The organism is Streptomyces cadmiisoli (assembly GCF_003261055.1).
GTDB lineage: Bacteria > Actinomycetota > Actinomycetes > Streptomycetales > Streptomycetaceae > Streptomyces > Streptomyces cadmiisoli.
The window spans coordinates 6,395,163-6,407,106 of sequence record NZ_CP030073.1; the positions used below are offsets into that span (position 1 = coordinate 6,395,163).

Sequence of the window (11,944 nt, forward strand, 5' to 3'; positions counted from 1 at the left end):
CTGGTAACCCTAAACTTCAACGTTAGGGTTCGGGTCGGCGAAACGGACCGTCCCAATCGGCATCAGTCGTCGGATCGCGGCAGCGCCGCGAGGCGGCGACACGTAACTCGAGGCGAGAGGCCTTCGACGTGGCAGCACCGCAGAACTACCTCGCAGTCATCAAAGTCATCGGTGTCGGCGGCGGTGGTGTCAATGCCATCAACCGGATGATCGAGGTCGGTCTCAAGGGCGTCGAGTTCATCGCCATCAACACCGACGCGCAAGCTCTGTTGATGAGCGACGCCGACGTCAAGCTCGACGTCGGCCGCGAACTCACCCGCGGACTCGGCGCCGGCGCCAACCCGGCCGTCGGCCGCAAGGCCGCCGAGGACCACCGCGAGGAGATCGAGGAGGTCCTCAAGGGGGCCGACATGGTCTTCGTGACGGCCGGCGAAGGCGGCGGCACCGGTACCGGCGGCGCGCCCGTCGTGGCCAACATCGCCCGCTCGCTGGGCGCCCTCACCATCGGCGTGGTCACGCGCCCGTTCACCTTCGAGGGACGGCGCCGCGCCAACCAGGCCGAGGACGGCATCGCCGAGCTCCGCGAAGAGGTCGACACCCTCATCGTCATCCCGAACGACCGGCTGCTGTCCATCTCGGACCGCCAGGTCTCCGTGCTCGACGCCTTCAAGTCGGCGGACCAGGTCCTGCTCTCCGGTGTCCAGGGCATCACGGACCTCATCACCACGCCCGGCCTGATCAACCTCGACTTCGCCGACGTGAAGTCGGTCATGTCCGAGGCCGGTTCCGCCCTGATGGGCATCGGCTCCGCCCGCGGCGACGACCGCGCCGTGGCCGCGGCCGAGATGGCGATCTCCTCGCCGCTGCTGGAGGCGTCCATCGACGGCGCCCGCGGCGTCCTGCTCTCCATCTCCGGCGGCTCCGACCTCGGTCTCTTCGAGATCAACGAGGCCGCACAGCTGGTCAGCGAGGCCGCCCACCCCGAGGCCAACATCATCTTCGGCGCGGTCATCGACGACGCCCTCGGCGACGAGGTCCGGGTCACCGTGATCGCCGCCGGCTTCGACGGCGGCCAGCCGCCCGCCCGCCGGGACAACGTCCTCGGCGCGTCCTCCGCCAAGCGCGAGGAGCCCACTCCGGTACGGCAGCCCGAGAGCCGCCCGTCCTTCGGATCCCTCGGCAGCGTCAAGCCGAAGGAGGAGCCGGAGCCCGCCCCGGAGCCGGTCAGCGAGATCCAGGCCCCGCCGCCGGTCCCGCCGTCGCGGACCTACGCGGACAGCGCGGCCGAGGAGCTGGACGTACCGGACTTCCTGAAGTGATAGGACAGCGCGACACCGTGAGCGGCGCGCACTTCGCCTTCACCGACAGGTGGGGCGGGGTGAGCGCCGTTCCGTACGAGGAGCTCAACCTCGGCGGCGCGGTCGGCGACGACCCAGGGGCCGTGCACGCCAACCGCGAGCTGGCGGCGAAGTCCCTGGGCCTCGACCACACCCGGGTGGTGTGGATGAACCAGGTGCACGGGACGGACGTGGCCGTGGTCGACGGGCCCTGGGGCGCCTCGACCGACATTCCCGCGGTGGACGCGGTCGTCACCGCGCGTCGCGGACTCGCCTTGGCGGTCCTCACCGCCGACTGCGTGCCGGTGCTGCTGGCCGACCCGGTCGCCGGGGTGGCCGCCGCCGCCCACGCGGGCCGGCCCGGCATGATCGCCGGGGTCGTCCCCGCCGCGCTGCGCGCGATGATGGAACTGGGTGCCGAGCCGCAGCGGATCGTCGCCCGCACCGGACCCGCCGTCTGCGGCCGGTGCTACGAGGTGCCCGAGCCGATGCGCGCCGAGGTGGCCGCCGTGGAACCGGCGGCACACGCCGTCACGAGCTGGGGAACGCCCGCGGTCGACGTGGCCGCGGGAGTGCACGCCCAGCTCGAACGGCTCGGGGTGCGCGACCGGGAGCGGTCGGCGGTGTGCACGCTCGAGTCGGGCGACCACTTCTCGTACCGCCGCGACCGCACCACCGGTCGGCTCGCGGGCTATGTCTGGCTGGACTGATGGGGCATGACGGATCGTAAAGACGAACTCGCCGGAAACCTGGCGAAAGTGGAGGAGCGCATCGCCGCGGCCTGCGCGGCGGCCGGGAGGGCGCGCGAGGAGGTGACCCTCGTCGTGGTCACCAAGACCCATCCGGCGAACGATGTGCGAATCCTGTCGGAACTCGGTGTGCGGCACGTGGCCGAGAACCGTGACCAGGACGCGGCCCCGAAAGCCGCGGAATGCTCGGATCTGCCCCTTACTTGGCATTTTGTCGGCCAATTGCAGACCAACAAGGTCCGTTCCGTGGTCGGTTATGCGGACTTCGTGCAGTCCGTCGATCGCGCCAAGCTCGTCACGGCCCTGTCCAAAGAGGCCGTGCGTGCCGGGCGCGAGGTGGGCTGTCTGCTCCAGGTCGCGCTCGACGCGGGTGCGAGCGGGAGAGGGGAGCGCGGCGGAGTGGCGCCGGGCGGCGTCGAGGAGTTGGCGGACCTCGTGGCGCGGGCACCCGGACTCAGGCTCGACGGACTCATGACCGTCGCGCCGCTTTCCGGTACGTACGCGGGACGTGAACTGGCGGCCTTCGAGCGGTTGATGGATTTGTCGACTGACCTGCGCCGAGCCCATCCGGCTGCGAACATGGTCTCGGCAGGGATGAGTGCGGACCTCGAACAGGCCGTGGCGGCCGGAGCGACACATGTGCGCGTCGGCACTGCGGTACTCGGAGTCCGCCCCAGGCTCGGGTAACGTCGCCAAGAAGTCGGACCACAGCAGAAAATATGGTCAATGCCGTCGAAGGGCGAGCATAACGACCTCGTGGATCGCGGGCACTTGGCAGTCGTCAGCCGATCCACCACAGAGCGGAGGACTAGGAGCATGGCCGGCGCGATGCGCAAGATGGCGGTCTACCTCGGCCTCGTGGAGGACGATGGGTACGACGGCCGGGGATTCGACCCCGACGACGATTTCGAACCCGAACTGGACCCGGAGCTCGAGCGGGACCACAGGAGGCACGAACCGTCACACCAGTCCCATGGTGCACATTCACCCCAAAGGGACGAACCGGTGCGAATGGTGCAGCCCCCCACACCCCGCGAGTCGGTGGCTCATTCCGCTTCGCTACCCGCGGAATCCGGACGTCCGGCGCGCATCGCGCCCGTGGCATCCATCACACAAGAACGCGCAAGCCTGGAGAAGAACGCACCGGTGATCATGCCCAAGGTCGTGTCGGAACGAGAGCCGTACCGGATCACCACACTTCACCCGCGGACCTACAACGAAGCCCGTACCATCGGGGAACACTTCCGTGAGGGCACCCCGGTGATCATGAATCTGACTGAGATGGACGACACAGACGCGAAGCGACTTGTCGACTTTGCGGCCGGTTTGGTGTTTGGTCTTCACGGCAGCATCGAGCGGGTGACGCAGAAGGTGTTCCTGTTGTCTCCTGCTAACGTCGATGTCACGGCGGAGGACAAGGCCCGCATCGCAGAGGGCGGGTTCTTCAACCAGAGCTGAGACGCACGACCGGAAACAGCAGTACACAGAACACAGAGCAGTACCCAGCAGCACGGTTCAGGGGAGAGGGAAGCAAGGGTCATGAGCGTGGTCCTGGATGTCGTCTACATCGCGCTGATGTGCTTCCTCATCGTGCTGATCTTCCGGTTGGTCATGGACTACGTCTTCCAGTTCGCCCGCTCATGGCAACCCGGCAAGGCGATGGTGGTCGTTCTGGAGGCCACCTACACTGTCACTGATCCACCGCTCAAGCTTCTGCGGCGGTTCATTCCGCCGCTGCGTCTCGGGGGCGTGGCGCTCGACCTGTCCTTCTTCGTACTGATGATCATCGTCTACATCCTGATCTCGATCGTGAGTCGGCTGTGAGCGATGTGAACTACGGTCTTGCCGAATGCCGACGACTACGTTGAGGTGAAGAGATGCCGTTGACCCCCGAGGATGTGCGGAACAAGCAGTTCACGACCGTCCGCCTCCGAGAAGGCTATGACGAGGACGAGGTCGATGCCTTCCTCGATGAGGTCGAAGCCGAACTGACCCGCTTGCTCCGCGAGAACGAGGACCTGCGCGCCAAGCTGGCCGCCGCCACCCGTGCTGCTGCCCAGAACCAGCAGAACATGCGCAAGCCCCCGGAGCCTCAGGACCAGCAGCAGGGCGGCATGCCTCCGCAGGGTATGCCCCAGCAGGGAATGCCTCCGCAGGGTATGCCCCAGCAGGGAATGCCCCAGCAGGGCGGGATGCCTCCGCAGGGTATGCCCCAGCAGGGCATGCGCGGTCCCGGGGCTCCCGTCCCCGCCGGGATATCGGGCCCGCCGCAGCAGCAGATGGGTGGCCCCATGGGTGGTCCGCCCCAGCTGCCGAGCGGTGCTCCGCAGCTGCCCGCCGGTCCCGGTGGGCAGGGTCCGCAGGGTCCTGGCCCGATGGGTCAGGGTCCGATGGGCCAGGGACCGATGCAGGGCCAGATGGGCCCGGGTCCCATGGGCGGTCCGATGGGCGGCCCCGGCATGCCCGGACAGGGCGGCCCCGGCGGCGACAGTGCCGCCCGTGTGCTCTCGCTGGCCCAGCAGACCGCCGACCAGGCGATCGCCGAGGCCCGGTCCGAGGCCAACAAGATCGTCGGCGAGGCTCGTTCGCGTGCCGAGGGTCTTGAGCGTGACGCGCGCGCGAAGGCGGACGCGCTGGAGCGGGACGCGCAGGAGAAGCACCGTGTCGCGATGGGCTCCCTGGAGTCCGCCCGCGCCACGCTGGAGCGCAAGGTCGAGGACCTGCGCGGCTTCGAACGCGAGTACCGCACGCGGCTGAAGTCCTACCTGGAGTCCCAGCTGCGCCAGCTGGAGACGCAGGCGGACGACTCGCTCGCCCCGCCGCGCACGCCCGCGGCCGCCTCGCTTCCGCCGTCCCCGGCGCCCTCCATGGCTCCGGCCGGCGCGGGTGCCCCGTCGTACGGCGGAAACCAGACCATGGGTGGTCCGGCTCCGGCCGCGCCCTCCTACGGTGGCGGTCAGCCGCAGATGTCCCCCGCGATGACCCAGCCGATGGCTCCGGTCCGGCCGCAGGGCCCGTCCCCGATGGGTCAGGCGCCGAGCCCGATGCGTGGCTTCCTCATCGACGAGGACGACAACTGACGGTTCGTGGTGCGTAGTACGGCGTAGCAGTCGGCAGCATTCAGGGCGGGGCCCCGGGATCTCATCCCGGGGCCCCGCCCTTTTGCTACGCGCGTTCGCCTGGGCTGATCCGCGTGTTCGGGTGTGGGGGCAGCTGTCCGTACGGACACAACGCCGAAGGCCCGGTGCCGCCGGGAATCCTCGGCGGCACCGGGCCTTCGGGGGTGCCGTTACGCCTTGCGCAGGCGGAACGTCAGCGTCAGCGGCTCGTCCGTGAACGGGGCGCCGTAGGTGTCGTCCGCCTCGCCCTGGGCGAAGTCCGTGGCGAGGACCTCGTCGGCGATCAGGTCGCTGTGCCCGGCCAGGGCGGCGATGACCGCCGGGTCCGTGGCCGTCCAGCGCAGGGCGATCCGGTCGGCGACGTCGAGGCCGCTGTTCTTGCGGGCCTCCTGGATCAGGCGGATCGCGTCCCGGGCCAGGCCCGCCCGGCGCAGGTCCTCGGTGATCTCCAGGTCCAGGGCGACCGTCGCGCCGGCGTCGGACGCGACCGACCAGCCCTCGCGCGGGGTCTCGGTGATGATGACCTCGTCGGGGGCCAGCGTGATGGTCTCGCCGTCGACCTCCACCGACGCCGTGCCCTCGCGCAGCGCCAGGGACAGGGCGGCCGCGTCGGCGCCGGCGACGGCCTTGGCGACGTCCTGGACGCGCTTGCCGAAGCGCTTGCCGAGGGCGCGGAAGTTGGCCTTCGCGGTCGTGTCGACCAGGGAGCCGCCCACCTCGGAGAGGGAGGCCAGGGACTCGACGTTCAGTTCCTCGGTGATCTGCGTGTGCAGTTCACGGTCGAGCGCGTCGAAGCCCGTGGCCGCGATCAGCGCGCGCCGGAGCGGCTGACGGGTCTTGACGCCCGACTCCGCGCGGGTGGCACGGCCGAGCTCGACCAGCCGGCGCACCAGCACCATGTGCTTCGACAGCTCCGGGTCGACCGCGGTGAGGTCCGCCTCGGGCCAGGACGCCAGGTGCACCGACTCCGGGGCGCCCGGGGTGACCGGCACGATCAGGTCCTGCCAGACCCGCTCCGTGATGAACGGGGTCAGCGGGGCCATCAGCTTGGTGACCGTCTCCACGACCTCGTGCAGGGTGCGCAGGGCGGCCTTGTCACCCTGCCAGAAGCGGCGCCGGGAGCGGCGGACGTACCAGTTCGACAGGTCGTCGACGAACGCCGACAGCAGCTTGCCGGCGCGCTGGGTGTCGTACGCCTCCAGGGACTGGGTCACCTGGTCGGTCAGCGCGTGCAGCTCGGACAGCAGCCAGCGGTCCAGCAGCGGGCGGTCGGCCGGGGCCGGGTCGGCCGCGGAGGGGGCCCAGCCGCTCGTGCGGGCGTACAGGGCCTGGAAGGCCACCGTGTTCCAGTAGGTGAGCAGCGTCTTGCGCACGACCTCCTGGATGGTGCCGTGGCCCACCCGGCGGGCCGCCCACGGGGAGCCGCCGGCCGCCATGAACCAGCGGACCGCGTCCGCGCCGTGCTGATCCATCAGCGGGATGGGCTGGAGGATGTTGCCCAGGTGCTTGGACATCTTCCGGCCGTCCTCGGCGAGGATGTGGCCGAGGCAGACGACGTTCTCGTACGACGACTTGTCGAAGACCAGCGTGCCGACCGCCATCAGCGTGTAGAACCAGCCGCGGGTCTGGTCGATGGCCTCGCTGATGAACTGCGCCGGGTACCGGGACTCGAACAGTTCCTTGTTCTTGTACGGGTAGCCCCACTGCGCGAACGGCATCGAACCCGAGTCGTACCAGGCGTCGATGACCTCCGGCACGCGCGTGGCCGTCTTCGCGCACTGCGGGCAGTCGAAGGTGACCTCGTCGATGTACGGCCGGTGCGGGTCGAGGCCGGACTGGTCGGTGCCGGTGAGCTCGGTCAGCTCGGCGCGGGAGCCGACGACGGTGAGGTGGTCGTCCTCGCAGCGCCAGATCGGCAGCGGCGTGCCCCAGTAGCGGTTGCGGGACAGCGCCCAGTCGATGTTGTTGTTGAGCCAGTCGCCGTACCGGCCGTGCTTGACCGTGTCCGGGTACCAGTTGGTCCGCTCGTTCTCCTCCAGGAGACGGTCCTTGATCGCCGTCGTGCGGATGTACCAGGACGGCTGCGCGTAGTAGAGGAGCGCGGTGTGGCAGCGCCAGCAGTGCGGGTAGCTGTGCTCGTACGGCAGGTGCTTGAACAGCAGGCCGCGCTCGCCGAGGTCCTCGGTGAGCTTCTCGTCGGCCTTCTTGAAGAAGACGCCGCCGACCAGGGGGAGGTTCTCCTCGAAGGTGCCGTCCGGGCGGACCGGGTTCACCACCGGCAGGCCGTAGGCGCGGCACACCTTGAGGTCGTCCTCACCGAAGGCGGGGGACTGGTGGACCAGACCGGTGCCGTCCTCCGTGGTGACGTACTCGGCGTTGACGACGAAGTGGGCTTCCGTGCCCTCGGGGAACTCGACCAGCTCGAACGGGCGCCGGTAGGTCCAGCGCTCCATCTCGGCGCCGGTGAAGGACCGGCCGGTGGTCCGCCAGCCCTCGCCGAGCGCCTTCTCGACGAGCGGCTCGGCGACGACGAGCTTCTCCTCGCCGTCGGTCGCGACGACGTAGGTGACCTCGGGGTGGGCGGCGACCGCGGTGTTGGAGACCAGCGTCCAGGGGGTCGTCGTCCACACCAGGAGGGTGGCCTCGCCGGCGAGCGGGCCGGAGGTGAGCGGGAAGCGGACGTAGACCGAGGGGTCGACGACGGTCTCGTAGCCCTGGGCCAGCTCGTGGTCGGACAGGCCCGTGCCGCAGCGCGGGCACCAGGGCGCGACGCGGTGGTCCTGGACCAGCAGGCCCTTTTTGAAGATCTCCTTCAGGGACCACCAGACGGACTCGATGTACTCCGGCTCCATCGTCACGTACGCCTCGTCGAGGTCGACCCAGTAGCCCATGCGGGTCGTCAGCTCGGAGAAGGCGTCGGTGTGGCGGAGCACGGACTCCCGGCACCTGGCGTTGAACTCGGCGATGCCGTACGCCTCGATGTCCTTCTTGCCGCTGAAGCCGAGCTCCTTCTCGACCGCGAGCTCCACGGGCAGGCCGTGGCAGTCCCAGCCGGCCTTGCGGGCCACGTGGTAGCCGCGCATGGTGCGGAAGCGGGGGAAGACGTCCTTGAAGACGCGCGCCTCGATGTGGTGGGCGCCCGGCATGCCGTTCGCGGTGGGCGGGCCCTCGTAGAACACCCACTCGGGGCGGCCCTCGGAGTGCTCCAGGCTCTTGGTGAAGATCTTCTGCTCGCGCCAGAAGTCGAGCACGGCGTGCTCGAGGGCGGGCAGGTCGACCTGGGCGGGCACCTGGCGGTACGTCGGCGTTGTCATCAGCGGGCTTCCTCCGGCGGACTTGCTGCCTTCCGTCCGGAGGGACGAGAGCCTCCTGCGCCGCCTTCGGCGCGCTCCCGCGGTACCACCCTCCTTGGCCCCTCGGTGGCGCGCACCGGTGAGCCCCCTCATTGGGGTCGCGATACCGGTTCTACGGCCCCGGCCGTGCTGCTGGGGCTTTCCTCCGGCGGCTCCGGGGTGATCTTCACGTCGCGCTCGCCCCCGGGCTTCCACCGTCCCCGGGTCGCTCTGGGCTGCCTACGCCGCTACTCGTCCCCATCCACGCTTTTCGCTTCGCCCAGTGTACGGCGCCGCGCGGACGGTGGCCGACCGGATTTCCGGGGCGCCGGAGCCCCGGAACGAGCGCCGTGTCCCCGGGCCCGTGGGGACACGCGAACGAGCCCCCGGTGAGATGACCCGAATGGTCAGATGAGCGGCTTTTGATCCAGGGATGTCCGACTCGGCGGATTACCCGGCGGGGAGCTGGGCACAACGCTTGCATGCCGGCCGGGTGGCGGCCGCCAGGCGGCGAATCGGGTGGAGTGCCCCGTTGCCGTGGGGCTCAAGTCGATTTATCGTCCCAGCACGATTCGTGTGCAAGGTCACAATATGTGAAGGGGCGGCGGCAATGATGGCGAAGAAGACCGCCGTACAGCAGTCGGCGTCCGGAAAGTCCGGCGGAAAGTCCGTGAGTGCGGCGGGTTCCGCGGGTTCCGCGGGTGCGTTCGGTGGCGCCGCCGCGGCGGCGGGCTCCGGTGGCGCGGCGGCGGGCTCCGGTGGCGCGGCCAAGGACGTCGGCGGCAAGAAGAGCACGCAGCGGACACCGGCGACCGGGCGGCGGACGTCGGCGGACGCCGCCGGAACGGGTCGGAGCACTGCCGCCGGGGCGAAGGGGGCCGGGAAGGCGACGGACGCCGGGAAGGCCAGCGGGGCCGGGAAGGCGACGGACGCCGGGAAGGCCAGCGGCGCTGAGAAGGCGAGCGGCGCTGAGAAGGCGAGCGGCAGGGCGGTGGCCGGGGTGGCCGGGACAAAGGCTTCAACCGGCCGGAAGGCGGCGCCCGGGAAGGCCGCGCCGACCGGCGAGAAGTCGGCGCCCGGGAAGGTGGCTGCCGGGGACAAGGCCGGCGGGGACAAGGCTGCAGGCGGTACGGCTGTGAAGAAGACGCCCGCCAAGAAGGCGCCGGCCAGAAAGACGCAGGTCAAGAAGGCCCCGGCTGGGACCGAGGGGGCCGTGGGCAAGGCGACGGTCACCGGGGAGGGCACCGGTGCGGAAACACGCGCAGGGAAGGCCGCTGCCAAGGCTGCTGCCAAAGGCCCGACGGGTACGAAGGCCACGGTCGGGACCGCGGACGGGACGAAGGCCGCTGCCAAGTCCCCTGCGGGATCGAAGACGAAGGCCGATAGGGCGGCAGGCAAGAAGACCACGGTCGAGGCCCCGGCCCGAGCGGAGGCCGCTGCCCGGGCATCGGCGGACAGGAAGGCCACCACCAAGGCCTCTGCGGACGGGAAGACCACCGCCGAAGCTCCAGCCGACATGAAGGCCACCGCGAAAGCCCCGGCGGACAAGAAGTCCACCGCCAAGGTGCCGGCGGACAGGCGGACGAGCGCCAAGCCCTCGGCGGGCAAGAAGTCCGCGGTCAAGGCCCCGCCCGGAGCGGAGACCGCTGCCGAGGCGTCGGCGGGTAAGAAGGCGACCGGCAAGGTTCCCGCGGACAGGAAGACCACCGCCAAAGCCCCGGCGGACAAGAAGGAAGCCGTCAAGGCCCCCGCAGACGGGAAGGCCAGCGCCGAGCTTCCGGCAGGCAAGAAGGCCAAGGCGTCGGCTGCTGACACCTCCGGTGCGGAGGCGGGCTCCGAGGCGGCGGTCGCCGCCGGGAGCGCGGCCGGAGCGGAAGCCGCGGGTGGGGAGCCGTCCGCGGAGAAGGCCGCGGCGAGCGCCCGGCGGCGGGCCGCGCGGAAGGCGACCCGGGCGAAGGCGACGGTCAGGAACTCCCGGACGGTGGAGGCCGGGGAGCCGCCGGGCCGGAAAGAGGCCGCGGGCGGCAAGCGAGCGGTCAAGAAGAGCACGGCCAAAAAGGTGGGCGCGGCGCAGGCCGCGGAGCAGACGGGAGCCACGACGGTGGTTGCGAAGAAGACTCCTGGCCGGGCCACGGCGGCGAAGACCGCCGTCCCCAAGGCCCGTATCGCCGCGGCGGAGCCCGGCGACCTCGCGGTGCGCCCCGGCGAGGACCCCTGGACGCCGGAAGAGGTCGACGAGGCCCGCGCGGAGCTGACGTCCGAGGCGGAGCGCCTGCGTACCGAGATCGCCTCCTCGGAGGCGTCCGTGGTCGGCCTGATGCGGGACTCCGGGGACGGCGCCGGGGACGACCAGGTGGACACCGGCACCAAGAACATCACGCGCGAGCACGAGCTGGCGCTCGCCGCCAACGCGCGTGAAATGCTCACCCAGACCGAGCGAGCGCTGCAACGCCTGGACACGGGGACGTACGGACTGTGCGAGAACTGCGGCAACCCCATCGGCAAGGCCAGGATGCAGGCGTTTCCCCGGGCGACGCTCTGCGTCGAGTGCAAGCAGAAGCAGGAACGCCGGTAGTGAACCGGCACCGGCCGACCCCGTCGTAGGCCTCCTGAGCACGTGCGGTGCGGGGCGCGTGCCGTACCCTCGTGCTCAGTCAGGCACCCAAGGTTGAGGGACTCACGTGGCAGAGGCGGAGCGCATCATCGGTACGCCGGACATCCCGGACGTGGCGCGGACCGGACAGGAACGGCCCGAGCGCGAGCGGCCCGACGACGCGACACCGGGCGAGCGGTCCGACTCCGAGGCGGCACCCACCCCGTCCGACGGCTCCGGCGCGGACGAGCAGCAGGCGCCGTCCCGCGGCAAGCGGCGGATCGCCGTACTGTTCGCGGTCGCCGCGTTCGCCTACGCCCTGGACCTGACCAGCAAGCTCATCGTGGTGGCGAAGCTGGAGCACCACGACGCGATCGAGGTCTTCGGCGAGTGGCTGCGGTTCGACGCGATCCGCAACCCCGGTGCGGCCTTCGGCTTCGGCCAGGCGTTCACGATCATCTTCACGCTGATCGCGGTGGCCGTGATCGTGGTGATCGCCCGGCTCGCCCGCAAGCTGTACAGCCTGCCCTGGGCGATCGCCCTCGGCCTGCTGCTCGGCGGCGCGCTCGGCAACCTGACCGACCGGATCTTCCGCTCGCCCGGCGTCTTCGAGGGCGCGGTCGTCGACTTCATCGCGCCCAAGCACTTCGCGGTCTTCAACCTCGCCGACTCGGCGATCGTCTGCGGCGGCATCCTGATCGTGCTGCTGTCCTTCAAGGGACTGGACCCCGACGGGACCGTCCACAAGGACTGACCGGACCGTCCGCGAGGACGCCCCCGGCCGCTCGCCGGGGACCGGGGCCGCGGGCTGGCG

The 11,944-nt window shown here is 70.5% G+C and carries 9 protein-coding genes; 8 read left to right on the top strand and 1 reads right to left on the bottom strand.

What is annotated here, in order from left to right; genetic code table 11:
• The first annotated feature begins 128 nt into the window (after positions 1-128).
• From ftsZ to DN051_RS28020, 6 genes are all read left to right on the top strand, one after another.
• Positions 129-1,319, top strand: coding sequence for a cell division protein FtsZ (gene ftsZ, locus DN051_RS27995; protein ID WP_053764050.1), 1,191 nt, complete (start codon positions 129-131; stop codon positions 1,317-1,319).
• Complete coding sequence (gene pgeF, locus DN051_RS28000; RefSeq protein ID WP_053764051.1) at positions 1,316-2,047, top strand: peptidoglycan editing factor PgeF; 732 nt, start codon at positions 1,316-1,318, stop codon at positions 2,045-2,047. Before ftsZ ends, pgeF begins: the two co-directional genes overlap by 4 nt.
• A 6-nt stretch (positions 2,048-2,053) precedes the next feature.
• Positions 2,054-2,773, top strand: a complete 720-nt coding sequence (locus DN051_RS28005) for a YggS family pyridoxal phosphate-dependent enzyme (protein ID WP_053764052.1) — start codon at positions 2,054-2,056, stop codon at positions 2,771-2,773.
• Positions 2,774-2,902: 129 nt separating this feature from the next.
• Positions 2,903-3,544, top strand: coding sequence for a cell division protein SepF (locus DN051_RS28010; RefSeq protein ID WP_053764053.1), 642 nt, complete (start codon positions 2,903-2,905; stop codon positions 3,542-3,544).
• An 81-nt stretch (positions 3,545-3,625) separates the two neighbouring features.
• Entirely contained in the window at positions 3,626-3,910 is a 285-nt protein-coding gene (locus DN051_RS28015; protein WP_007448661.1) for a YggT family protein, read from the top strand.
• 53 nt (positions 3,911-3,963) lie between these two features.
• Complete coding sequence (locus DN051_RS28020) at positions 3,964-5,166, top strand: DivIVA domain-containing protein (RefSeq protein ID WP_053764054.1); 1,203 nt, start codon at positions 3,964-3,966, stop codon at positions 5,164-5,166.
• A 209-nt stretch (positions 5,167-5,375) separates the two neighbouring features.
• Here the strand turns inward: DN051_RS28020 and ileS are convergent, their stop codons facing one another.
• A complete protein-coding gene (gene ileS / locus DN051_RS28025; RefSeq protein ID WP_112439731.1) occupies positions 5,376-8,519 on the bottom strand; it encodes an isoleucine--tRNA ligase in 3,144 nt (1,047 codons plus the stop codon).
• Positions 8,520-9,147: 628 nt separating this feature from the next.
• Between ileS and DN051_RS47565 the strand changes: the two genes are divergently transcribed.
• Positions 9,148-11,112, top strand: a complete 1,965-nt coding sequence (locus DN051_RS47565; protein ID WP_342781472.1) for a TraR/DksA C4-type zinc finger protein — start codon at positions 9,148-9,150, stop codon at positions 11,110-11,112.
• Positions 11,113-11,218: 106 nt separating this feature from the next.
• On the top strand, positions 11,219-11,884 hold the full coding sequence (gene lspA, locus DN051_RS28040; RefSeq protein WP_053764056.1) for a signal peptidase II: 666 nt from the start codon (positions 11,219-11,221) through the stop codon (positions 11,882-11,884).
• Positions 11,885-11,944: the final 60 nt, after the last annotated feature.